This window comes from uncultured Maribacter sp., from assembly GCF_947496775.1.
Taxonomy (GTDB): Bacteria; Bacteroidota; Bacteroidia; order Flavobacteriales; family Flavobacteriaceae; genus Maribacter_B.
Map to the genome: position 1 here is coordinate 199819 of NZ_CANMDU010000002.1, position 23663 is coordinate 223481.

Annotated in this window: 22 protein-coding genes; 12 read left to right on the top strand and 10 right to left on the bottom strand. The window is 32.5% G+C overall.

Annotated elements, in window-relative coordinates; genetic code table 11:
- The first annotated feature begins 29 nt into the window (after window positions 1-29).
- On the top strand, window positions 30-1157 hold the full coding sequence (locus tag Q0856_RS05445) for a hypothetical protein (protein WP_298503305.1): 1128 nt from the start codon (window positions 30-32) through the stop codon (window positions 1155-1157).
- A gap of 255 nt (window positions 1158-1412) precedes the next feature.
- Window positions 1413-1976, top strand: coding sequence for a fasciclin domain-containing protein (locus Q0856_RS05450; RefSeq protein ID WP_298476398.1), 564 nt, complete (start codon window positions 1413-1415; stop codon window positions 1974-1976).
- A 3-nt stretch (window positions 1977-1979) separates the two neighbouring features.
- On the opposite strand, the gene pheT is transcribed toward Q0856_RS05450, so the two are convergent.
- Window positions 1980-4406, bottom strand: a complete 2427-nt coding sequence (pheT, locus tag Q0856_RS05455) for a phenylalanine--tRNA ligase subunit beta (protein ID WP_298503306.1) — start codon at window positions 4404-4406, stop codon at window positions 1980-1982.
- A gap of 163 nt (window positions 4407-4569) precedes the next feature.
- On the opposite strand from pheT, the gene Q0856_RS05460 reads away from it, so the two are divergent.
- Window positions 4570-5760 carry a TlpA disulfide reductase family protein gene (locus tag Q0856_RS05460; protein WP_298503307.1) on the top strand — a complete coding sequence of 397 codons (1191 nt, stop codon included), beginning with the start codon at window positions 4570-4572 and terminating at the stop codon, window positions 5758-5760.
- 18 nt (window positions 5761-5778) lie between these two features.
- On the opposite strand, the gene leuB is transcribed toward Q0856_RS05460, so the two are convergent.
- Together leuB and Q0856_RS05470 are read right to left on the bottom strand one after the other, a co-directional pair.
- Window positions 5779-6900, bottom strand: coding sequence for a 3-isopropylmalate dehydrogenase (gene leuB / locus Q0856_RS05465; protein ID WP_298503309.1), 1122 nt, complete (start codon window positions 6898-6900; stop codon window positions 5779-5781).
- The gene (locus tag Q0856_RS05470) at window positions 6900-8072 is read right to left on the bottom strand and encodes a 2-isopropylmalate synthase (protein ID WP_298476385.1); all 1173 of its coding nucleotides are present in this window, start codon (window positions 8070-8072) and stop codon (window positions 6900-6902) included. Before Q0856_RS05470 ends, leuB begins: the two co-directional genes overlap by 1 nt.
- Before the next feature lie 146 nt (window positions 8073-8218).
- Between Q0856_RS05470 and Q0856_RS05475 the strand changes: the two genes are divergently transcribed.
- Window positions 8219-9763 (top strand): hypothetical protein, encoded by a 1545-nt coding sequence (locus tag Q0856_RS05475; protein WP_298503311.1) that lies wholly within the window; start codon window positions 8219-8221, stop codon window positions 9761-9763.
- The gene (locus Q0856_RS05480) at window positions 9763-10638 is read left to right on the top strand and encodes a DMT family transporter (RefSeq protein ID WP_298503313.1); all 876 of its coding nucleotides are present in this window, start codon (window positions 9763-9765) and stop codon (window positions 10636-10638) included. Before Q0856_RS05475 ends, Q0856_RS05480 begins: the two co-directional genes overlap by 1 nt.
- Before the next feature lie 96 nt (window positions 10639-10734).
- Here the strand turns inward: Q0856_RS05480 and Q0856_RS05485 are convergent, their stop codons facing one another.
- From Q0856_RS05485 to panB, 4 genes are read right to left on the bottom strand one after another with little or no spacing between them, the layout of a single operon-like run.
- On the bottom strand, window positions 10735-11268 hold the full coding sequence (locus tag Q0856_RS05485) for a DUF4252 domain-containing protein (protein WP_298503315.1): 534 nt from the start codon (window positions 11266-11268) through the stop codon (window positions 10735-10737).
- A 38-nt stretch (window positions 11269-11306) separates the two neighbouring features.
- Complete coding sequence (locus tag Q0856_RS05490; protein WP_298503317.1) at window positions 11307-12005, bottom strand: RluA family pseudouridine synthase; 699 nt, start codon at window positions 12003-12005, stop codon at window positions 11307-11309.
- Window positions 12005-12502, bottom strand: coding sequence for a signal peptidase II (gene lspA / locus Q0856_RS05495; protein ID WP_298503319.1), 498 nt, complete (start codon window positions 12500-12502; stop codon window positions 12005-12007). Before lspA ends, Q0856_RS05490 begins: the two co-directional genes overlap by 1 nt.
- Before the next feature lie 3 nt (window positions 12503-12505).
- Window positions 12506-13324, bottom strand: coding sequence for a 3-methyl-2-oxobutanoate hydroxymethyltransferase (panB, locus tag Q0856_RS05500; RefSeq protein WP_298476372.1), 819 nt, complete (start codon window positions 13322-13324; stop codon window positions 12506-12508).
- A 111-nt stretch (window positions 13325-13435) separates the two neighbouring features.
- Here panB and Q0856_RS05505 point away from each other — a divergent pair, with 111 nt between their 5' ends.
- Complete coding sequence (locus tag Q0856_RS05505) at window positions 13436-13894, top strand: nuclear transport factor 2 family protein (RefSeq protein ID WP_298503321.1); 459 nt, start codon at window positions 13436-13438, stop codon at window positions 13892-13894.
- A gap of 8 nt (window positions 13895-13902) precedes the next feature.
- On the opposite strand, the gene Q0856_RS05510 is transcribed toward Q0856_RS05505, so the two are convergent.
- Window positions 13903-15327, bottom strand: coding sequence for an L-serine ammonia-lyase (locus Q0856_RS05510; protein WP_298503323.1), 1425 nt, complete (start codon window positions 15325-15327; stop codon window positions 13903-13905).
- 383 nt (window positions 15328-15710) lie between these two features.
- On the opposite strand from Q0856_RS05510, the gene dnaK reads away from it, so the two are divergent.
- A complete protein-coding gene (gene dnaK / locus Q0856_RS05515; protein WP_298476363.1) occupies window positions 15711-17615 on the top strand; it encodes a molecular chaperone DnaK in 1905 nt (634 codons plus the stop codon).
- Window positions 17616-17739: 124 nt separating this feature from the next.
- Window positions 17740-18639, top strand: coding sequence for a hypothetical protein (locus tag Q0856_RS05520; protein WP_298503325.1), 900 nt, complete (start codon window positions 17740-17742; stop codon window positions 18637-18639).
- Between the two features lie 7 nt (window positions 18640-18646).
- Here the strand turns inward: Q0856_RS05520 and Q0856_RS05525 are convergent, their stop codons facing one another.
- Together Q0856_RS05525 and Q0856_RS05530 are read right to left on the bottom strand one after the other, a co-directional pair.
- Entirely contained in the window at window positions 18647-19033 is a 387-nt protein-coding gene (locus tag Q0856_RS05525; RefSeq protein ID WP_298503328.1) for a VOC family protein, read from the bottom strand.
- Window positions 19034-19057: 24 nt separating this feature from the next.
- Window positions 19058-19705, bottom strand: coding sequence for an esterase (locus Q0856_RS05530; protein ID WP_298503330.1), 648 nt, complete (start codon window positions 19703-19705; stop codon window positions 19058-19060).
- A gap of 214 nt (window positions 19706-19919) precedes the next feature.
- Between Q0856_RS05530 and Q0856_RS05535 the strand changes: the two genes are divergently transcribed.
- From Q0856_RS05535 to Q0856_RS05550, 4 genes are read left to right on the top strand one after another with little or no spacing between them, the layout of a single operon-like run.
- Entirely contained in the window at window positions 19920-20342 is a 423-nt protein-coding gene (locus Q0856_RS05535; RefSeq protein ID WP_298476352.1) for a hotdog fold thioesterase, read from the top strand.
- A 1-nt stretch (window position 20343) separates the two neighbouring features.
- On the top strand, window positions 20344-21453 hold the full coding sequence (locus Q0856_RS05540; protein WP_298503332.1) for a chorismate-binding protein: 1110 nt from the start codon (window positions 20344-20346) through the stop codon (window positions 21451-21453).
- Between the two features lie 52 nt (window positions 21454-21505).
- Window positions 21506-23209 (top strand): 2-succinyl-5-enolpyruvyl-6-hydroxy-3-cyclohexene-1-carboxylic-acid synthase, encoded by a 1704-nt coding sequence (gene menD, locus Q0856_RS05545; RefSeq protein ID WP_298503334.1) that lies wholly within the window; start codon window positions 21506-21508, stop codon window positions 23207-23209.
- Between the two features lie 41 nt (window positions 23210-23250).
- A complete protein-coding gene (locus Q0856_RS05550) occupies window positions 23251-23589 on the top strand; it encodes a DUF2853 family protein (RefSeq protein WP_298476344.1) in 339 nt (112 codons plus the stop codon).
- The last annotated feature ends 74 nt before the right edge of the window (window positions 23590-23663 follow it).

A 23663-nucleotide genomic window follows, 5' to 3' on the forward strand; every position in this document is an offset into this window, starting at 1 on the left:
TGCTTTATTTGATCCCAAATTTTATTGTCATGAAAACCTATAATTACGTATGGGTGTTTTTTGTATTGGTAATTATGGGCTGTACAAAATCCACTAACGAAGAAGAACAAGAAAAAAAGATTAATAGTGTAGATGCTGACTATACTGTATTATTAAAACAAGAAAATAAAGTAAAAGCTCAGTTGCTCAATGCAGATTATTCCTCGGTAAGCTTAAATAATGAGAATAGTACTTTTTCTCCTATTCTTGAACCAGAAATTGATTATTTAGAGGCGAATATCCAAACTTTTTATCGGCGAACTTCCGACTGTAAAGGGGAAATTATTTCCTATGATTTTAAGGAAAAACTAGAGAAAAGAATTGATGTTTTTACGGACTTATTAGATTGCTCTGTACAAGTGAATGCTGTAGCTAGGCATGGCTCTTTTTTTTACGTAGCGTATGAGGAACCTATAACAGTTACTCAAAAAAAATATGTGTTACGCAGAATTAACAGTTCTGGTTCTGAGATTAGTTTTGAAGAATTTCAATTAACTCAGAAGCCTTTGCGAATGGTATTCTCTAATAATAGATTGTTTGTTTTAACAATAGATACGGAGGTTACAAATGAAAATAACCTTTTAGTTTTTGATGATAATACTTTCGAAATTATAAGTAACCAAGGTATGGGTTATAATGTAAAAAACATGTTTAAAAAGCAAGGTGGTGATGTAGTTATAAGTTATGCTGAATTACATTCTATAGTAGATGTTTCTAGTCTTTCTTTAAAATATGTGCGTTATGAAGATAATAAAGAACCAAATTTCTACGAGGCAAACCAATATAATTATGATGCAGTAGGTAATCTATATTATAATAAATCTATAGATGACGATACTATTTCTAGTATTCCTGTAATTTATAATATGGAAACTAATTTGGCTACTCTATATTATTATGAGAATTTTTTAAGGGAAGAACAAATAAATGTAGAATATCAAATAAAAGAAACTACCGTAGTTGCTTTTGATGACCGCAATGGACTTATGCTTATTGGATACAAGAAAACAGGTTCTAATGAGTTAGGTGGTTTATTGCGAGTAAAACCAGCACCAGATGGAGCATTTATAGATAATATAGACTTAAATGGAGTTCCATATAATATTTTTGTGGATTAACTAGCTTCTTAAGAAAGTTGTTTTGGGGATTAATTTTTGTTCTTTTGTTGTAAACGAGTTTCGTAAAAAAAAATGGATATTGGTTAAAGGTTCTTAATGAGTTTTGTTTGGTATAAGTTATATGTTAATTTTTTGTTAATATCGATAATGGTACTAGTTTCAGTTTCTTCTAACTGGAGTAAAATTGTATCTTGACGGAGAATTTAGACCGTTTATCGATAGCGGAAAAAATATTAACCCCCGTACCTAGAACCTATGAATCGCTTTACATTATCATTATCAGCGCTTATGCTGTTTTTTTCAGCTATTGGTGTTGCTCAATCTGCTATTTCTCAAGAAAATTTAGAATCCTTTAAAATGAACCCAGAGCTATCTATTAGTACTAATGCCGGTATTTCTGAAAATCATTCTACTTTGATGGCCGCAATCAAAGTTGCAGATTTAGAAGATATTCTTAGCTCTGATGGTCCTTTCACCGTTTTTGCGCCTTCTAATGTTGCTTTTGATAAATTATCTGAGTTTGATATAAGTAATTTCTTAAAACCGGATAATAAAAAAGAAGTGTATTCTTTGTTAACCCATCATATTGTTGCGGGGAATATAAGTGCTTCTAATATATTAAGACAAATGTGTCAAGGTAAAGGTACGGCTTCTTTTACTACGGTTTTAGGAGATGAGTTAATAGCTACTATGGATGGAACAGATATAGTGTTAACTGATGAGTTTGGAAATACTGCAAAAATAATAAAAGCAGATGCCACCCAATGTAATGGTGTTATCCATGAAATTGATAGCGTCTTCGTTCCAAAGAAAATATAACTATTATCTTAATTCTGCTGCTAAATCATTTTCAAATCTATACTTTAATTTGTTCATGATTTTATCAATTTGTTTATCCGTCAGGGTGCTTTTGTTATCCTGAAGTGTAAAACTAACTGCATAAGATTTTTTTCCTGCAGCTAATTTTTTTCCAGTATAAACATCAAAAAGAGTTACTTTTTTGAGTAATTTTTTTTCTGTCTGTAATGCAATATCATGGATTTCTTTAAAACTAACATGATTGTCTAGCAACAATGCAAAGTCTCTTTTTACCTCTGGATATTTTGGAATTTCCTTAAAAACAATACTATTTGCACTGGCAAGTTGTAAAGCCATGTCCCAATTAAAATGAGCAAACATTACATCTTGTTTAACCTCTAGTTTTTTGCAAATTGATGGTTTAATTATTCCAAAATCAACAATACTTCTTCCTTTTACTTCGTATGATAAGCCTTCTGAATAATCCGTGTTACTTATAGGCACACTTTTGGTATTTTGTATACCTAACCTTTCTAGAACAAGTTCTACAATAGCTTTGGTATAAAAGAAATCAGATTTTTTAGAATCTCCAGCCCAATTTTGGTTGTTTCTATTACCGCTAATTAGAATACTTAAGTATTTAGATTCTTTTCTTTCTTTATTTTCAACGCAATACGTTTTGCCAAATTCAAATAGCTGAAGATTGGATTTTTTTCGGTTAATATTGTAAGAAGCAACTTCTAGCGAAGAAAATAAGGAAGATTGTCTCATTACAGATAAATCACCACTAAGTGGGTTTATTATCTCAACAGAATCCTCTTGTTTTAAATGCTCGGAGAGGTTGGTGTATTCTGGCGAGGTTAGGCTGTTGGTCATAATTTCATAAAAACCTTTAGAGGCAAGAGTGTTACCAATAGTATTCTGTATTTTATGATCGTCAAATTTACTTGTGCCTGCAATGGAAGCATTTAATTTTTGGGTGAAATCAATGTTATTGTACCCATAAACTCGTAAAATTTCTTCAATAACATCTACTGGTCTTTGTACATCTACTCTATAAGTAGGAACTTCAAGACCTAGACCAGCTTCCGTAACACTTTTTACTTTTATGTCTAAGGATGTTAGTATTGATTTAATAGTGTCTCGTGGTACTTCTTGACCAATAAGACTATGTATTTTGTCAAAAGGAACAAAAACTTCAAATGCTTTAGCTTTATTTGGGTACAGGTCAATAATGTCCGAAGTGATTTCTCCTCCTGCAATTTCGTTTATTAAAAGAGCGGCTCTTTTTAGGCTATATTCTACATTTTCTATATCTATACCCCTTTCAAATCGAAAAGAAGCATCCGTATTTAGAGCATGTCTTTTTGCAGTTTTTCTAACAGAAACTGCATTAAAGTAGGCACTTTCTAGAAAGATAGATGTAGTATTTTCAGAAACTCCCGAATGCATGCCTCCGAATACTCCGGCAATACACATAGGTTTTTCCGCATCGCAAATCATTAAATCTTCTTCGTGAAGTTCTCTCTCTATACCGTCTAGTGTTGTAAATTTAGTTCCTTTGGGTAATGTTTTTACAACTACCTTATTGCCTTTAATTTTAGCAGCATCAAATGCATGTAGGGGTTGCCCTAATTCATGTAAAACATAATTTGTAGCATCTACTAGATTGTTTTTTGGAGTTATGCCAATAGCATTTAATCTATTTTGTAACCAATCTGGAGAAGGTTGTACAATTAAATTGCTTAATGTTACACCTGCATATCTAGGAGCTAATTCATTATTTTCTACCGATACGTCAAATTTTAGCGACCTAGCGTTAACATTAAAATTGGTAACGGGTGGGGTAATTAGTTCTATTTCAACTTCTTTTTGCTTAAGTCCTGCTTTTAAATCTCTTGCCACCCCAAAATGACTCATAGCATCTGCTCTGTTAGGGGTAAGTCCAATCTCAAAAATTTCGTCATTTTCGATTTCAAAGATTTCCGAGCATAACGTTCCAGGAGTTAAATTTTCTGCCAACACCATAATACCATCATGACTTTGTCCTAGACCTAATTCATCTTCGGCGCAAATCATACCATGGCTCTCTTCTCCTCTTATTTTTCCTTTTTTTATGGTCCAACTTTCTCCTTCTTTGGTGTAAAGTGTTGTTCCTATTGTTGCTACAGGAACCTTTTGACCTACTGCTACATTTGGAGCACCACAAACAATTTGAATTGGATTTTCGTTTCCAATATCTACTAAGGTTACTTTTAATTTATCGGCATTGCTATGTTTTTCGCATGATAAAACATGGCCTACTACAACACCTTTTAAGCCTCCTTTTACGGATTCAAAAGAGGTAACACCTTCTACCTCTAAGCCAAGGTCAGTTAGTAGTTCTGATGTTTTTTGGGAATCCCAATCGATATTTATAAACTGCTTAAGCCAGTTGAAAGAAATTTTCATTAGTTGGATTTAAAGCCTGTAAAGATAAAACAATGCGTTAAGACATTCAATAGGGAATACGCTGAATTCTTTGTTTTTTATTCTTGTTTAAATAATTGTTCTTTGTATTTAAATATAATATTTATGAAAAAAGGGAATACGGTTTTAATTTTTTTAGTGGTAATTGTTTTTTTTTTCTTGTAAAAAAGAAGATTCTACAGGTCTTAAAAAAGGAGATTGGCTTGCAAATTTAACAGTCCTGGACCAGGAAAAATTACCTTTTAATTTTAGAATTATGTCTTCTGAAAAGAATAAAACTGTTATGGAGGTATATAATGCAGAAGAAGTTATTAAAGTTGACGAAATTGAATTTAAGAAGGATTCTGTATTTATTAAATTACCGATTTTTGAGGGGTTTATTGTAGGGAAATATACGGATACAACTATTACAGGACAGTTCATTAAACGGAGCTTAGATAGGGTAGTTCCATTCAATGCAGTTTATGGTAAAAAAGAGAGGTTTTCAATAACCAAAAAAGCTGTGTTTAATATTTCTGGTGTATGGGAAACAGAGTTTAGTGGGGGTACTGAGGATGGTTATATGTCTAAGGGTATATTTGCACAAGAAGGGAGTAATGTTACTGGAACTTTTAGAACTACCACTGGCGACTATAGGTATCTAGAAGGGGTGGTTAATGGCAATGTGGTTAGTTTTTCGGCTTTCGATGGAGCACACGCATTTTTATTTAAAGCCAAAATAACCGACTCTACAATGCATGGAACGTTTTATTCTGGAAACCATTTTAAAGAGCCATTTGTTGCGAAAAGAAACGAATCTTTTGAGCTGCCAGACGCGAATGATTTAACTTTTTTAAAAGACGGTTATGATTCTTTCGATTTTTCTTTTCCTGATGAGACAGGGAAAATGGTGTCCTTATCTGATAAAAGATTTACGGATAAAGTTGTTATTGTACAAATAATGGGAACTTGGTGTCCTAATTGCTTAGATGAATCTAAATTTTTAGTGGACTATTTAAAAGGAAATTCATCTAAAGAACTCGAAGTGGTAGCTTTGGCTTTTGAATATGCTAAAACCAAAGAAAAAGCATATGAAAGTATTAAACGTTTAAAAAGTAGAATTGGGATTAAGTATCCAGTATTGTTGGCTCAATATGGAACATCGGATAAAGTAAAAGCACAAAAAAAATTACCCATGCTGAACCATGTATTGTCTTATCCGACATCTATTTTTATCGATAAAAAGGGAGGGGTTCGTAAAATCCATACAGGATTTAATGGTCCAGCTACAGGGAGTAAGTATATTTCTTTTAAGAAAGAATTTAATTCTTTTGTAGAAAAATTAGTTAATGAGTAATACCGAAAGAAGAAAGTCTTAAATTATAGTAGATTTTCCTAATCCAATGTTTTCATCATTAATGTTTAAATCATCGTCAGAATCATCACTTATATTATTAGCGATAAAGTCTCCAACATAATCTGTTCCGTATTTACTGCTTCCAAGTACATCAGGAGTAACAATTTTTTTTGCGAAAGATTTAAGAACTGCAGTAATTACGGCATTTGCTTCTTCTTCTAAATCAAAATGCTGTAACAACATAGCAACACTTAAGATTGAGGCAACAGGATTTGCTATGTTTTTACCTTTAGCTTGGGGGAATGAACCATGTATAGGTTCAAACATTGCGTGCCCAATACCTACGGAAGAAGAAGGTAGTAGACCTATAGATCCGGAAATAGCGCTTCCTTGGTCGGACAATATATCTCCAAACATATTACTTGTCAGTATAACATCGAACTGATTTGGGTTTAGTATCATTTCTATTGCAGCATGGTCCATAAACATGCAATTAAGACTTACTTCTGGGTAACTTGAAGCTATATCCATAACAACTCTACGCCAAAGTCTAGAGGTCTCTAGGACATTAGCTTTATCTACCAAGGTTATTTTTTTTCTTCTGCTTTTAGCAGCTTTAAATGCTAAGTGGGTAATTCTGCTAATTTCTTTTTCAGTATACTCACAGGAATCTAGGGCAGCAGTACCATTTTCGCTAATTTCTTTTTTTCCAAAATAGATGCCACTGGTAAGTTCTCTATAAATTACTAGATCAGTATCCAAAATATTAGCTTTATTTAATGGGGATAACTTAGCTAATGCGGGGAAAACTTTTACTGGTCTAATGTTAGCGAACAGGTCTAGTTCTTTTCGTAATTGAAACAATCCTTGTTCTGGCCAAACTTTAGATTTAGGGTTTTGGTCATATTCAAGAGTGCCAATAGCTCCAAATAGAATAGCGTCAGAATTTTTGCAAATTTTTAATGTTTTTTCAGGTAGCGGATTACCTGTTTTTTTCATTGCAATTGCTCCTATATCTGCTTTAGTAATAGAGAATGTGTGTCCAAAATTATGTTCTATCGCCTGTAGGCATTTTACAGATTGGGCTAATACTTCTGGCCCAATACCATCACCACCTAAAAGAGCAATATTCAAATACATTAACTTGTCGCTTTGATGTTAATACCGCTGGTTTCAATAATTTCATGTATGTCATTATCTACAACTTCTTTTCTAGTATCGGCATATTTCAAGAATTCTTGATACACAGTATCTAACTGAATTTTCGTTAGTTCGTACCCAACTATTTTAGCTCTGTATGCTAATGCAGCACGGCCACTTCTTGCAGTTAGTATAATAGAAGATTCATTAACACCTACATCAGCAGGGTCAATAATTTCATATGTTTCCCTGTTTTTAATAACACCGTCCTGGTGAATACCAGAACTATGGGCAAAAGCATTTGCACCAACAATTGCTTTGTTGGGCTGTACAATCATACCCATTTTTTGCGAAACCATTAAACTGGTGTCATTTAATAATTTACTATTAATTCTAGTGTCTAAACCTAGTGTAGGGTGTTGTCTTAAAATCATTACAACTTCTTCTAAAGCTGTATTTCCTGCGCGTTCACCTATACCGTTTATGGTACACTCAATTTGTCTTGCTCCGTTAACCACACCCGCAATGGAGTTCGCCGTAGCTAGGCCCAAATCATTATGACAATGACAAGAAAGCGTAGCTTTGTGAATACCTGTAACATTTTCTTTTAAGTACTTAATTTTTGCGCCATATTCTTCGGGTAAACAATACCCTGTAGTATCTGGGATATTTAATACGGTAACTCCTGCTTTAATTAGTTCTTCACAAATTCTAGCTAAAAATTCATTATCAGTTCTACCAGCATCTTCGGCAAAAAATTCTACATCTTCAACAAAAGTTTTTGCATATTTCACAGCAGCTACAGCTTTTTCAATTATAGCGTCTTTATTAGAGTTGAATTTATACTTAATATGTGAGGCAGAAGTACCTATGCCAGTATGGATTCTAGGTCTTTTTGCATGTTTTAATGCATCAGCAGCAACTTCAATATCTTTTTTTACTGCTCTAGTTAGTCCACAGACGGTAACGTCTTTAACTAATTTAGAAATCTCAGTAACCGATTTAAAATCTCCAGGACTAGATATGGGGAAGCCAGCTTCAATAATATCCACGCCTAAAAGTTCTAGTCTTTCGGCAATAACTAATTTTTGTTCCGTGTCTAATTTACATCCAGGAACTTGTTCTCCATCTCTTAGTGTGGTGTCAAAAATTTGTACTTTATCTTTGCTCATTATATTTACGTAGTTTTAACTGGTCATAACGAATATATGACAATAGAAGGAAAGAACTAAATACAGAATAAATATTTACAACGTTAATATAGTTTTTAGTTCTTGTAAGTAATTGATATACAAATATATAAACTATTTTTTTTACGATGACAAATGTGCATAAAGATGCTTTGTTCGTTTTAGTGAAATCACTATCTAAGTCCGAGAAACGCCAATTTAAATTATATGTAGGGCGCTTAGGAGTGAATTCTGATGCGAAATTTTTAGCATTATTTAACCTATTAGACAAAATTAAGGTCTATAAAGAAAAAATTATTTTAGATAGTGGAATTGTAAAAAAGGAGCAATTATCTAATTTAAAAGCACATCTTTATAAGCAGATTTTAGTGAGTTTAAGATTAAATCCTGTAAATCAAAATATTCGTGTTCAAATTAGAGAGCAGTTAGATTTTGCTACAATTTTATATCAAAAAGGACTTTATAAGCAAAGTTTAAAGATATTAGATAAAGTAAAGACAACGGCAATAGATAATGAAGAGAAAAATATTGCTTACGAGATTGTAGAGTTAGAAAAAATTATTGAAACCCAGTATATAACTCGTAGTATTCCGGATCGGGCAAATGAATTAGCAGTGCAGGCAAAACGATTGTCGGAGCAAAATGTTATTACCAGTAAGCTTTCCAATTTATCTATGCAATTATATAGTATGATGCTAAAGGTTGGATACGTTAAAAATGACGAAAGTCACCAAATGGTTGAAGAGTATTTTGAAAAACATTTACCTAAATATAAAATAGAAGACTTAGGTTTTAGAGAAAAACTGTGGTTGTATAAAGCGCATTTATGGCACAGTTTTTTAATGCAAGATTTTCTTTCTTGTTATAAATATGCCAATAAGTGGGTGGCTCTGTTTTATGAACAGAAAGAAATGATTTATTTAAATCCAGTTTTTTTCTTAAAAGGAAATCATTATCTATTAGAGTCTTTGTTTTACGTAAAGTATAGCTCTCAATTTAAGCAAACACTAGACAAATTGGTAACTATTGTAGAGTCTAAAGCATTCCCTAAGAATGATAATATTAATTCTCTCGCATTTTTATATATAAATGCCAACCGTTTAAATCTTCATTTTTTAGAAGGTACTTTTGAAAAAGGGCTGTATTTAGTAAAAATTGTAGAATACGGAATTAACAAGCATAAAGATCGTATAGATGCGCATCATGTAATGGTACTATACTATAAAATAGCTTGTTTGTATTTTGGTATTGGAGATAATAAATCCTGTATTCAATATTTAAAAAAAATAATTGAAAACAAAAATTTAAAAATGCGAGAAGACCTAATGTGTTTTGCTCGTGTATTAAGTTTAGTTGCTCATTATGAAGCTGGTATGGATTATCATTTAGAAGTGCAATTAAAGAGTACGTACAAGTTTTTGTTGAAAATGAATGATATGCATGCAGTACAAAAAGAGATGATAAAGTTTTTAAGAAACCTTGGGAATATATATCCGCATGAGTTAAGAGATGAGTTTTTAAAACTGTATAAAGAGCTTAAGAAATATGAAGACCATCCGTACGAAAAAAGAGCATTTTTGTATTTAGATATCATTTCTTGGTTGGAGAGTCATTTGGAGGATAAACCTGTTTCTCAGATTATCAGAGAAAAAGCATTGGCATTAAAAAGATAATGAATAATACAGATAGTAAGAATCCGCATCTAGTTCATTTATTAGAGATTAATTTAGCAATGCTTTTGATAAGTACTTCAGGAGTACTTGGAAGATACGTTCAATTACCCGCGATAGTTACTATTTGTGTTAGAGCTTTATTGGCTTGTGGGTTGTTGTACTTCTATTGTAGATATAAAAAAGTGTCTTTTTATATTGATGTAAAAGATAGATTATTACTTATTGTAAGTGGAGTTTTTCTATGTATCCATTGGGTTACCTATTTTTATTCTTTGCAATTATCTAATGTTGCTATAGGAATGTTGTCTCTATTTACGTATCCTGTGATAACTGCTTTTTTAGAGCCTTTTGTTTTAAAAACAAAATTTCAAAAAGTACATATTATTTTAGCTTTTTTGGTGTTGTTGGGAATTTATTATTTGGCGCCCGATTTAGATATGGAAAGCGATTATACTAAAGCAATTGGTTTGGGTGTATTTTCGGCATTATTTTTTGCCTTACGTAATTTACTTTTAAAGAAAAAAGGAGGAGCGTATAATGGCTCTAGTCTTATGTTTTATCAGGTTGCTATTACTGGGGCATTGTTAATACCTACATTATTTTTTGTGAAAATAAACCTTGTTATTGAACAGTGGATGCCTTTAATGGCTTTAGCTTTATTAACTACTGCTATTGGGCATACTTTATTTTTGAAAAGCTTTAAGAATTTTAGTATTACTACCGTTAGTATTTTAGGTAGTGTACAGCCAATCTATGGTATTGTTTTGGGTGTTTTGTTTTTAGATGAAATTCCTACATGGCGAACCGTAGTAGGTGGAACCCTTATATTAAGTTCCGTAGTTATTGAAAGTATTCGCTCTTTTAAGAAAGAATAAATTACCAAGGGGCAAGCTCCCAAGTCATTCATTAAAAACTAAATTTTATTTTCTAGACAAGTTTTGGGAAAATTAAACCTGGATTATCCGTTAAAATTATTGTTGTTCTTGTTTAATTCGAGGTGTGGAGTAATTTATTTGATTTATAAGGTTATTCCCAAGATTTTCAAATTGGTTATTTTTTGCCATTTCGCGAACTTTAACAGGGTCAAAATTTCCGTTAAAATATAAGAATGAACCCTTTTCATTATTGTTATTATAAATTAATATTTCCTTTACTGTATTTTTCTTTTCTCTAATGGAGACTATATTGCGCTTTAAGTTTTCATTTTTACGATAAACTTCTATAAATGAATTTCCAGTAATACTATTCATTTGTTTATTTAAGAAAGTGGTTTTTTTGGCTGTTTTACTGGGGAACTGCATGTATCGTAAATCTCTAGTGTTTCCTATCAGAGAATTCATCTCTGGAGATATGTTACTAATTAGTGATAGCATAAAGTTAGGTACACGAACGGCGGTAACGTGGTTGTCATTTTTATGGGCATTATAAAAAGTATCAATGGAATTATAGCTACTGCAAGATGCAATAAAAAGCATACTTAAGCTAAAAAGAATATTCTTAATCATGGTTATAGTGTTTAATTATAGTACTAAATGTACTAAAATTAACAAGAAGCGTTCCATACAGGGTCATTAGGCGGAGGTGCAACTATATTAATAGGCTCTTTTTTTACCGGGTGCGTAAAAGAAAGTTTTCTAGCGTGTAAATGAATACTACCATCTTTATTGCTTCTGTTAAAACCGTATTTCAGGTCTCCTTTTATAGGAGAGTTAATAGCAGTTAATTGTGAACGTATTTGGTGGTGTCTTCCTGTTTTTAAATCAACCTCTAAAAGGTAAAAGTTATCTAGTTTTTTTAAAATACGATACTCTAAAATCGCTTTTTTGCTATCTGTGACCTCTTTTTTATGAGCATAAGATTTATTTTGCTTTGTATTTCTTTTAAGCCAATGGGTTAGGATATCATTTTTTTTTGGAGGAGCATTTTTTACAATAGCCCAATAGGTTTTTTTTGCTTCTTTTTCAGCAAATAATTTATTTAATCTGGGAAGAACTTTCGATGTTTTAGCAAAAATAACAATTCCAGAAGTAGGCCTGTCTAATCTGTGTGGGACACCTAGGTATACATTACCAGGTTTATTGTATTTTACTTTAATGTATTTTTTTACAACTTCACTTAAAGGAATATCTCCTGTTTTATCCCCTTGGACAATATCTCCGGGTCTTTTGTTAATTGCAATAATGTGGTTGTCTTCATAGAGAACCTGTAAATTATCAGCATTAGAAATTACTTTTACCCCCACTATATTTTAATGTTTTTGTAACGTATAGAAATATATAAAATTAATACAGCTCCTAAAGTGACAGATACGTCTGCCATATTAAAGATACCGGTTTTAAATATTCCTGCTTTTATTAAAAAGAAATCTGTTACGGAACCATAAAGAATACGGTCTATAAGATTACCAATACCGCCACCAATAACAAAAGCAAAAGCCGTTATTAGTATTTTGTTTAGGTGTGTTTTTAGTAAGATTCTATAAAGTAAAGTCAGTAACACCAGTACAGGTATACCTTGTAGTAAAATGATTTTTAGTATAGGAGGGAGGTTTTCTCCAAAACCAAGCATTGCCCCTGTATTCTCCACATTAGTTAATATAAAATTATCAGAGATTAGTTGAATATAATCATTAGGCGAAACAGTTTTACGTACTGTAATTTTTGAGATTTGATCACACCCGATATTCAATAAAACTATAAGAATTATTAAAACTCGCTTGGTTATTTTATTTGCAAGCATCTTTTAATATTGTTCATCGTCATTAGGAAAATCTCTATTTTTTACGTCTTTTACATAGTTAGAGATAGCATTGCCCATTTCTTCATATAGGTTCATGTATCTTCTTAGGAATCTTGGGTTAAATTCGTGTGTCATTCCTAATAAATCATGAATGACAAGAACTTGCCCGTCTGCATGTTTTCCGCCTCCTATACCAACAGTGGGAATGGAAAGACTCTCTGATACTTTCTTTGTCAATTGAGCAGGTATTTTTTCTAAAACAATACCAAAGCACCCCATTTTTTCTAATATTTTAGCATCATTCATAAGTTTTTCTGCTTCCTCTTCCTCTTTGGCTCTTACGGTATAAGTACCAAATTTGTATATGGATTGTGGGGTTAAGCCTAGGTGCCCCATAACCGGAATACCGGCATTTAATATTTTTTTGATAGAATCTTTAATTTCTTCGCCGCCTTCTAGTTTAACAGCATGCGCTCCACTTTCTTTCATGATTCTTATGGCAGAATGTAGTGCTTTTTTTGGGTCGCTCTGGTAGGTTCCAAAGGGTAAATCAACAACAACCAATGCTCTGTCAATAGCTCGTATTACTGAGGAGGCATGATAAATCATTTGGTCTAAAGTAATTGGTAGCGTAGTTTCATGGCCTGCCATAACATTACTAGCAGAATCACCCACTAGTATAATATCTACCTTTGCAGAATCTACAATTTTAGCCATGGAATAATCATAGGCTGTAAGCATAGAGATTTTCTCTCCATTCTTTTTCATCTCTACAAGAGATTTTACGGTTACTCTTTTGTATTCTTTTTTTGCTGTAGACATTGTTCGTGTTTTAAGAAATATAAAAGTAAGGAGATTTGTTCAATTCTAAAGGACATAATGAGGTTGAAATATTTAGCTTATTTTTATTCTGAACTATTTAACAGAAAAATTATGAAAAAAATAAGCTTTTGGATAGTCTTTCTATTTTTTCTTAATGCTTTTGCTCAAGAAACAGAAGGGGATAAGGCAAAACAAACTGTTTTAGACTTTTTTGAGGCTTTCCATGCTCAAGATTCAATAAAAATGAAAAAAGTAGTATCACCTAAGGTAATATTGCAATCTATTGGGAAGAATAGGACAGGAGAGATTATGGTGAAAACCGAAAAATTTCACGACTTAATAACATCTATCGTAAATGTACCAGATACATTACAATTTGAAGAAAAGTTACTTTCTTTTAGGGTTAATGTAGACGGAGCTATGGCAAATGTTTGGGTTCCTTATGAGTTTTGGTTAAACAATACGTTTCATCATTGCGGAGTAAATTCATTTCAACTTTTAAAAAAGAAGGATCGATGGGAAATTATTTATTTAATAGATACTCGGAGAAAAAATGAATGCAAAAAATAAGTTTTGTGTTAACAATCACTAAGGAACACTCCGACTGCTAGTCCTCCTTCAGAAGTTTCTTTGTATTTGGAGCTCATGTCTTTTGCTGTTTCCCACATGGTTTTTACTACTTTGTCTAACGGAACTTTTGCATCCTCGGGATTAGAACCAAGGGCTAATTCTGCTGCGTTTATGGCTTTTATTGCTCCCATGGAATTCCGTTCAATACACGGTATCTGTACCAATCCTCCTATAGGGTCGCAAGTAAGTCCTAAATGATGTTCCATAGCTATCTCTGCCGCCATAAGTACTTGGTCAGGAGAACCACCTAATAATTCAGTTAGTGCTCCTGCTGCCATAGCAGATGAAACACCAATTTCTGCTTGGCATCCACCCATAGCAGCTGAGATGGTGGCGCCTTTTTTAAAGATACTGCCAATTTCACCTGCTACAAGAAGGAATTTTTTAACTTGAGAAAAATCGGCTTCATGGTTTTCTATTACTAAATAATACATTAAAACAGCCGGAATTACCCCAGCGCTGCCATTAGTTGGAGCTGTGACTACTCTACCTAAGGAAGCGTTTACTTCATTTACCGCTAAAGCAAAACAACTTACCCATTTAAGAATTTGTCTAAATTTCACTTCGGTTTTCCTTATGGTTTCTAACCATTCTTGAGGAGTGTTGTAGGGTAATTCACCTTTTAGGCTATGGTGCATTTCAAAAGCTCTACGGGTAACATTTAGCCCTCCAGGTAATCTACCTTCTGTATGGCATCCAATATACATACACTCTAACATAGTATCCCATATACGGTGAAGCTCATAATCAATTTCTTTATTGGTACGTAAAGAGCGTTCGTTTTCTAAAACAATTTGGGAAATAGATAGGTTTTCTTTTTTGCAGAAAGCTAGTAATTCTATTCCTGTAGTTATTGGGAAAGGAAATGTTTTGAAAAGGGCAATGTTTTTTTGCGATTCTGGCTGTTCTTCTTTAATAACAAATCCGCCACCAATAGAATAATATGTAGTTTCTATTTTTTCGCTGGAATCTAACTGCGCCTTAAAGGTTATGCCGTTGGCGTGGAACGGAAGAAATTTTTTTTCAAAAATAATGGTTGTATCAGAAGAAAAAGGAAGGGTTAGTTCACCGTTTAATTCAATTTGTTTTTCTTTTTTTATTCGAGTAACAATGGTATGAATATTTTCAATAGGAATGTATTCTGGATCTTGTCCGGATAAACCTAACATTATGGCAAAATCCGTGGCATGCCCTTTTCCAGTTAAAGAAAGAGAACCGTAAACGTGTATTTTAATAGAGATTATGTTATTAAAAAGACGTTGATCTTTTAATTCTTTTATCCATGCTTCTGCTGCGCGCCATGGGCCTAGAGTATGCGAGCTAGATGGGCCAATACCTATTTTAAGCATATCAAAAGTACTAATTGATTCCATAATTAATTGTTACAAATGCAACTTATTGGGTAAATATACATTCTTATTTCACAATTATCATAATTTATTTAGTTGTGGATAGTAGGAAACGGAATGTTGAGAGTACAAATTTGAACTTAGTGGTCTGTTAATTTCTTTCCAGTTTATTTTTAGGGGATCTCTACATAAATATTTACGAGAAAAGATTTACTAGACTGTCATAAATTAAAATTGTTTTTATAGCAGAAAAATAGCATAATGACAACAATAACAAGGATTACATGGCGTATAATTCTATTTTTGAACACAAAAATGACAACCTGTCAGTTTTTTTTGCTTGGCATATTGTTTGTCATTCACATAACCGAATATAAAAAATGCACTAATAATTTAAAATATATATAATGAGCAAAATTATAGGTATAGATTTAGGAACAACCAATTCTTGTGTTTCTGTAATGGAAGGTAATGAGCCTGTTGTAATCCCAAATGCCGAAGGAAAAAGAACAACACCATCTGTAATAGCTTTTGTTGAAGGTGGTGAGATTAAAGTAGGTGATCCAGCAAAAAGACAAGCTGTTACTAATCCTCATAACACTATATACTCTATAAAACGTTTTATGGGGAACAAATACTCTGAATCTAGCAAAGAAGCGGATAGAGTGCCTTATAAAGTTGTAAAAGGAGATAATGATACTCCAAGAGTAGATATTAATGGTCGTTTGTACTCTCCGCAAGAACTTTCTGCAATGATTCTTCAAAAAATGAAGAAAACAGCAGAAGACTATTTAGGTCAAGATGTTTCTAGAGCGGTTATTACGGTTCCTGCATATTTTAATGATGCGCAAAGACAAGCTACGAAAGAAGCTGGTGAAATAGCAGGTTTAACTGTAGAACGTATTATAAATGAGCCAACCTCTGCTTCGTTGGCTTATGGTATGGATAAGAAAGATACAGATCAAAAAATTGTAGTTTTTGATTTTGGTGGAGGTACGCATGATGTTTCTATTCTAGAATTAGGAGATGGTGTTTTTGAAGTGTTAGCAACAGACGGAGATACACACTTAGGTGGTGATGATGTAGATCAAAAGATTATCGATTGGTTAGCAGAAGAGTTTAAGGCGGAAGAAAACATGGATTTACGTGAGGATGCTATGGCATTACAACGTTTACGTGAAGCTGCTGAAAAAGCAAAAATAGAATTATCTTCTTCTGCTCAGACAGAGATTAATTTGCCTTATGTTACTGCAACTGCTTCAGGGCCTAAGCACTTAGTACGTACGCTTACTTTAGCTAAATTTAATCAGTTAATAGATGATTTAGTAAAAAGAACTATTGAGCCTTGCCAGACTGCTTTGAAAAATGCTGGACTTTCTAAGAGTGATATTGATGAAATTATTTTAGTTGGTGGTTCTACAAGAATCCCTGCGGTTGTTGAAGCTGTTGAAAAATTCTTTGGTAAAAAACCTTCAAAAGGGGTGAACCCGGATGAGGTTGTTGCTGTAGGTGCAGCTATACAAGGTGGTGTTTTAACCGGTGATGTTAAAGATGTATTATTATTAGACGTTACGCCACTATCTCTAGGGATAGAGACTATGGGAAGTGTAATGACTAAATTAATTGATGCAAACACAACTATCCCTACTAAAAAGTCGCAAGTATTCTCAACTGCTGCGGATAACCAGCCTTCTGTGGAAATTCATGTTTTACAAGGAGAGCGTCCAATGGCAGGAGATAACAAGACAATAGGTCGTTTTCATTTAGATGGTATTCCACCAGCACAAAGAGGAACGCCACAAATTGAAGTTACTTTTGATATTGATGCTAATGGTATAATTAAAGTATCTGCAACAGATAAAGCAACAAATAAAACGCAAGATATCCGTATAGAAGCTTCCTCTGGTTTAACAGAAGAAGAAATTGAAAAAATGAAAGCAGAAGCTGAGGCAAATGCTGAAGCGGATAAAGCTGCTAAGGAAACTGCTGATAAGTTAAATGAAGCAGACGGAATGATTTTCCAAACAGAAAAACAATTATCTGAATTTGGAGACAAAATTTCTGATGCTAACAAGAAGCCTGTAGAAGAAGCTTTAGAAGAACTTAAGAAAGCGTATGAATCTAAAGATTTAGCGGTTATTACACCTGCTTTAGAAAAGATAAATGAAGCTTGGAAAGGTGCCTCTGAAGAAATGTACAAAGCACAGGCAGAAGCACAACAAGGAGGAGCTGCTCCTGAAGGTGATGCTGCATCTGCGGGTACAGAAGAAGGAGATAATGTAGAGGATGTTGATTTTGAGGAAGTTAAGTAAGAAATACATTGTTATTTAATAGAAAAGGGACTGTTATGCAGTCCCTTTTTTTATTGGCATATGTTTTGTTTTTATAGCAAAGGAATAACCCTTAATTTTACATTTCACTAAATAGATTAAATAAATGAAAAGTAACTGCATGTATTTATGTTTATTGCTGACCTTTGGTGGGTGTTTTAATTTTCAAGCACAGGAAATTAAAATATTTACTCTTCATGATTTTGATTTAATAGATAGTGTAAAAACAAATTTAGTGGTTACTAAGTATGGAAAGGAAGAATACAACTTTAATCCAGACGGTCGTTTGGCTAAATCTAAAACAAAATATAATGACACAGACTATAGTATTACCTATTACAAATATGATGGTCCATATTTAATAGAGAAGAGATTTGAAAATTATAGAGAAAATACTTTCGACGCAAATACGTCAATAGCTAATTTTTATACTATAGATTCTATATCAAACAAAAAAATCACAGAAAAAATTATTAGTTATACTAAAGAGTTCTTAGAACAGTATGAGTATGTTTATAATGAAGAAAATGTATTACAAAAGATAATACGTACCAACGATAATGGTATAGATAAAACAGATATTACGTATGACCATTACAAAGGAGAGGACACAAAAACATATTTGCTGAATGGGGAAATATTAAAATCTATAAGAACATCTAATGGTAAAGGAAAAAATAAAGGGTTAAAAATAGTATTAACTAAGACCTATTTGAAAGGGAAACCAGTATCTGCAGTAGAAGAAGTATGTGATATGGAGGGAGGTTTAATTTCAGAAACTACTTTTGAACATAGTACTCAAAGCAAGCAGTTCGAAGTACAGCAGGTGAAGCGTTTTTATTATGATGAAAAGAATATCCTTTCTAAAACAGAAACTACAATAGGAAAAGAAACTATAACAAAATCATATATCTATCAGTTCGATAATGGAGAAACAGGCAACTGGGTAAAAGAAATAGTTACGCCAGATAATACATATACCACTAGAGAAATAAGTTATTATTAGGTTAGGGTTAGGGTTCAATAAAATCCCATAAGTTTCCGTAAATATCTGAAAATACAGCTACAGTTCCATAAACTTCCTCTCTTGGTTCTTCTTTAAACTGTATTCCATTAGCCTTCATTTTAGGATAGTCTCTGTAGAAATTATCTGTAGTTAAGAAAAGAAAAACGCGTCCACCAGTTTGGTTGCCAATACTTCCTATTTGTTTTTCTCCATCTGCCTTGGCCAGCAATAATGCAAAATTGCTATTACCTTGAGGCTTTATACGTACCCAGCGCTTAGTTTCGCTTAATGCAACGTCTCCTATTACAATGAAATTTAATTTGTTAGTATAGTAGTTAATAGCCTCATTATAATCTTTTACAAGTAGGTTAATATGGGCTATTTGGTGATTCATTAATTGGTAAGTTATGTTTGTTGATTAATCTAGAATAGAAGCAATTATTTCTTTTTTTACTTCGTGCCCGCCATCAAATAAAACTTGAGAAGCCTTTTCTTGGAATAAGTGATTAATCTTAGCAAATTCTTTTTTTCTATTTGTTTCGGAAATATATTCATCTTTATCCCCAACAATACAGGTGATTTTAGAATTTTGATCCAATAAATACTGAAAATCTTTTTGTTTTAACTCATTAGGAATTCCTCCAGAATATAGCACTAAATGGTCGCAGAGAATTTTGCGAAGACCTACCCAGCGGCTAGCAATGGAAACACCTTGAGAATATCCAAAAATAATAATATTATGTTTGGAGCTTATGCCTTCTTGTTGATAAATCTGGTCCAAGTAGTTTAGAGTATTTTGTATTTCGATATTTGTATCTTCTTTAGTTAACCAGCTAGCCCCAACACGTTTATAGTTGTCTTTTAAATAATATTTAGAAGGAGCTTGAGGAGCAATAATATAATTTTTATCCGTGGGTAAAGTTTCAAAATAACGAATAAAATAGCGACTTAAATATCCAATGCCATGTAATACAATCCAAATATTTTTTGTGTTTGGGGTTATAGTATTTAGTGTTTCATAGCTATTTGTAGTGGTGTATGTGGCTTGTTTTTTGGCTGTACTCATCTGTTGGTATTCTGGTAAGTTACCTTGGGATATGTCCGTAAGGCATTAATTATAAACTATTTTTATTTCGCGGCAAGCCTCGAAGTATTAATTCTCGACTATCGAGTAAAGGATTTAGAGTAAAGATAGCGAACCAATACCTAAATGCAATATAGAGCCTTTTTAATATATATTTATTCTTGTGGGAATGCTTAATTTTACAAAAAATAATAGAATGAACGATTATAAAAATAAGATTCTAAAAATATGCAATGAAAGTTCCAAAAACACGTTGATGGAGACTTTGGAAATTGAATACATAGATGTAGGAGAAGATTTTTTAATTGCTAAAATGCCTGTTACTTCTAAAGTGCATCAGCCAGATGGTGTTTTACATGGAGGAGCAACTGCTGCTTTAGCAGAAAGTGTAGGTAGTACGGCATCTTATGTGTTTTTAGATGGACAAAATTTCTTTGTTCGGGGTATAGAAATTTCCGCCAACCATGTAAAGAGTGTTAAAGAAGGTTTTGTATATGCTAGAGCAGGGATTGTTCATAAAGGAAGAACTACTCAATTATGGGAAATTAAAGTTACAGATGATGATGGAAATTTAATTTCTGTCTGTAAATTAAGTACTATAGCCTTACCAAAAAAATAATATGTTTGCTCAACTTATAGAGAAATCTGAAGAGCAGTTAGCTCAGAATTTGCCATTTGTACTGTATAGAAAGCCAAAGAGTATGCAGGTAAATGCAGGGTTTCAGAATACTTCGGAACTATATTATGCAAAAACTTTTGAAGAAAGAGGATTTGTTTTTGCACCTTTCAATTCTGAATTACCTATTGTTTTAATGCAGTTAGATGAGTTGGTTAAATCAGATATTCCTGTTGTAAAAGAAGAATCTTTTGAAAGTAAGGCTGCAAATATTTTAGAGTCCGATAAAGATTTTCATATACAACTAGTGAAAAAAGGAATAGCGGAAATAAAGAAGGGAGTTTTTAAAAAAGTAGTTCTTTCAAGAAAAATAGAGGTAGATGGCATTACCAATCCTTTTTCTCTTTTTAGGGTCTTATTGCAGAAATATAGTTCCGCTTTTTGCTATTTGTGGTATCATCCTAAAGTAGGAATGTGGTTAGGAGCTACACCAGAAATATTGATGAGGTTAGAGAATAAAAGGCTAACCACAATGTCTTTAGCAGGTACAAAACCATATGTAGAAAAAGAAGAGGTTAAATGGGAAGCAAAAGAGTTAGAGGAACAAGAATTGGTTACGGAGTATATAGTCAAAGCATTAAGAGATAGGGTAGAAAAATTAATGTTTTCTAAGGTAGAATCTATTAAGGCGGGCAGTTTATGGCATTTAAGAACAAAGCTAACGGCGGATGTTAAAAATGAATCTTTACGGAGTATTGTAAAGGCCCTTCATCCAACTCCGGCGGTATGTGGAATGCCCAAAAAAGTAACCCAATCTTTCATTCAGAAAGAAGAAAATTATGACAGGCTTTATTATACTGGGTATTTGGGGGAGTTAAATATGCAGAAAGAAAATTTACGCACAACACGTAGAAAAAATACAGAAAATAGAGCTTATAAAACTGTGAAAACAGTATCTAATTTATATGTGAATTTGCGTTGTATGCAAATAGTAAAAGAGAGTGCTTTAATTTATGTTGGTGGTGGTATAACTAAGGATTCTAATCCGGAAAAAGAATGGCAAGAAACTGTAAATAAAAGTAAAACTATGTTGTCTATTTTAAAGCCTCTTTAATATTTCATAGAGTATTGGTTTTAGTTCTTGTATCGTTGTATTTTTGTAATACATGATGTACTCAAATATTCCATCCGCACAAACTATAATACAACATTGCCAGGCGAAAGGAGTAAAGAATATTATTCTTTCTCCTGGTTCTAGAAATGCACCACTGACTATTTCTTTTACCGAAAATCCATTTTTTACATGTTTTAGTATTGTAGATGAACGTTGCGCAGCTTTTTTTGCTTTGGGAATGGCACAACAGTTAAAAGAACCAGTAGCTATAGTTTGTACTTCGGGAAGTGCATTACTGAACTATTATCCGGCTATTGCTGAAGCTTTTTATAGTGATATTCCATTAGTTGTTATATCTGCAGATAGACCGTCTTATAAAATAGATATAGGAGATGGGCAAACGATTCGACAGCCAAATGTTTTTGCAAATCATATTGGGTATTCTGCTAATTTAAAACAAGATATTTTTGATGATCCAGTGGAGCAAAAAGATATTCAGTCTTTTAATGATGAAGAGTTAAATAAAGCTTTTCGAATAGCAAAAGATGAAAATAGCCCAATACATATAAATGTTCCCTTTGAAGAGCCCTTATATGAAAAAACAAAAGATTTAAGTGTAGTGGCTAATGTTTTTAAAGCTATAGGTCGGGAGGCAGCTTCAAATTTTGTAATAGAGGATTTTAATGAGATATGGTCTAAAGCCGAAAGAATTATGGTTTTGGTAGGAGTTAATGCTCCAAATAGCATAGACCAAAGTGTTTTAGAAATGTTGGGAGAGGACCCTAGAGTAATGGTTTTAACAGAGACTACATCTAATTTACATCATCCCAATTTCTTTCCAAGTATAGATAGTATTCTTGTTCCAATAGAGAAGTCAGAAAATAAGAAAGAATTATTTAAGAAATTACAGCCAGATGTTTTATTGACATTTGGAGGCCTAGTTGTTTCTAAAAAAATTAAAGCTTTTCTTAGGTCGTATAAACCTAGTAATCATTGGCATATAGATAGTAAAAAAGCTTTTGATACTTATTTTTCGTTAACGAAGCATATCAAGGAAAACCCCAATACCTTTTTAATAGAACTTATAAATTGTACTAATAATAGCATAGGGTCTTATTTTGACTTCTGGAAAAAAAGAAGAGAGCAGTATATTAAAAAAAGGGAAGAATATAGTAATGGAGTAGTATTCTCAGATTTTTTGGTTTTCAGGAAAATTTTAAAAAGTATTCCAGATAATTATCTGCTTCAACTTTCTAATAGTTCTACCATTCGTTACACGCAATTATTTAGTAACAATGCTTCGGTACCGGTATTTTGTAATCGAGGAACAAGCGGAATAGATGGTAGTACCTCTACAGCAATTGGTGCATCTATATATAATGAAAGTCCTACCTTGTTAATCACGGGAGATTTAAGTTTTTTCTATGATTCTAATGGTTTATGGAACTCTTACATAAAAAAGAATTTTAGAATAATTGTAATTAATAATGATGGAGGAGGTATTTTTAGGATTTTACCGGGTAAGGAAGAGTCCGAAAATTTTAATACATTTTTTGAAACTACACACAATTTAACGGCGAATAATCTTTGCAATATGCATGGGTTAGAATACTTATGTGCTGATAACGAGGTAGAATTAGAGACAAATTTAAAAAATTTCTACAAAATGTCAGAAAAACCAAAACTGTTAGAGGTAAAAACTCCTAGATTATTAAATGATAAAATTTTGCTCGGTTATTTTGATTTTATATCTTAGTTCTTTGTAAACCATTAATTATTTATACAACACTAAACATTATGAGTAAAAGAGACGATTTAATCACAAAGTATGCTGCTGACATTAAAGATAAATTTGGTGAGAGTGCAGATATGGATTTATTAACAAAAGTAACTATTGGTTTAGGCCCATCTATTTACAATATAGATGCTTCTAAAGTATCTGGTACAGATGAGAAAGAGTTAGCTACTGTTAAGAATAACTACCTTATTAAAAAATTAGGTATGGCTGATTCTGCTAAATTAGATGAAGGTATTAAAACCGTAATGGATAAATATGGTTCAGCTAATAGAAATAAGCATAGAGCTGTTGTTTATTATATGCTTTGTAAGCATTTTGGTAAGCAGTCTGTATATTAGTAGTATACCATTAAAATATGCAAAAGACCACTTTTCTTAAGTGGTCTTTTTTTTGTTTAATAACTTTTATATTT

Bases quoted from the DNA above. Each gene is read 5' to 3' on its own strand.
- Q0856_RS05445 (WP_298503305.1), top strand. From the start codon at position 30: ATGAAAACCTATAATTACGTATGGGTGTTTTTTGTATTGGTAATTATG.
- Q0856_RS05450 (WP_298476398.1), top strand. From the start codon at position 1,413: ATGAATCGCTTTACATTATCATTATCAGCGCTTATGCTGTTTTTTTCA.
- pheT (WP_298503306.1), bottom strand. From the start codon at position 4,406: ATGAAAATTTCTTTCAACTGGCTTAAGCAGTTTATAAATATCGATTGG.
- leuB (WP_298503309.1), bottom strand. From the start codon at position 6,900: ATGTATTTGAATATTGCTCTTTTAGGTGGTGATGGTATTGGGCCAGAA.
- Q0856_RS05470 (WP_298476385.1), bottom strand. From the start codon at position 8,072: ATGAGCAAAGATAAAGTACAAATTTTTGACACCACACTAAGAGATGGA.
- Q0856_RS05475 (WP_298503311.1), top strand. From the start codon at position 8,219: ATGACAAATGTGCATAAAGATGCTTTGTTCGTTTTAGTGAAATCACTA.
- Q0856_RS05480 (WP_298503313.1), top strand. From the start codon at position 9,763: ATGAATAATACAGATAGTAAGAATCCGCATCTAGTTCATTTATTAGAG.
- Q0856_RS05485 (WP_298503315.1), bottom strand. From the start codon at position 11,268: ATGATTAAGAATATTCTTTTTAGCTTAAGTATGCTTTTTATTGCATCT.
- lspA (WP_298503319.1), bottom strand. From the start codon at position 12,502: ATGCTTGCAAATAAAATAACCAAGCGAGTTTTAATAATTCTTATAGTT.
- panB (WP_298476372.1), bottom strand. From the start codon at position 13,324: ATGTCTACAGCAAAAAAAGAATACAAAAGAGTAACCGTAAAATCTCTT.
- Q0856_RS05505 (WP_298503321.1), top strand. From the start codon at position 13,436: ATGAAAAAAATAAGCTTTTGGATAGTCTTTCTATTTTTTCTTAATGCT.
- Q0856_RS05510 (WP_298503323.1), bottom strand. From the start codon at position 15,327: ATGGAATCAATTAGTACTTTTGATATGCTTAAAATAGGTATTGGCCCA.
- dnaK (WP_298476363.1), top strand. From the start codon at position 15,711: ATGAGCAAAATTATAGGTATAGATTTAGGAACAACCAATTCTTGTGTT.
- Q0856_RS05520 (WP_298503325.1), top strand. From the start codon at position 17,740: ATGAAAAGTAACTGCATGTATTTATGTTTATTGCTGACCTTTGGTGGG.
- Q0856_RS05525 (WP_298503328.1), bottom strand. From the start codon at position 19,033: ATGAATCACCAAATAGCCCATATTAACCTACTTGTAAAAGATTATAAT.
- Q0856_RS05530 (WP_298503330.1), bottom strand. From the start codon at position 19,705: ATGAGTACAGCCAAAAAACAAGCCACATACACCACTACAAATAGCTAT.
- Q0856_RS05535 (WP_298476352.1), top strand. From the start codon at position 19,920: ATGAACGATTATAAAAATAAGATTCTAAAAATATGCAATGAAAGTTCC.
- Q0856_RS05540 (WP_298503332.1), top strand. From the start codon at position 20,344: ATGTTTGCTCAACTTATAGAGAAATCTGAAGAGCAGTTAGCTCAGAAT.
- menD (WP_298503334.1), top strand. From the start codon at position 21,506: ATGATGTACTCAAATATTCCATCCGCACAAACTATAATACAACATTGC.
- Q0856_RS05550 (WP_298476344.1), top strand. From the start codon at position 23,251: ATGAGTAAAAGAGACGATTTAATCACAAAGTATGCTGCTGACATTAAA.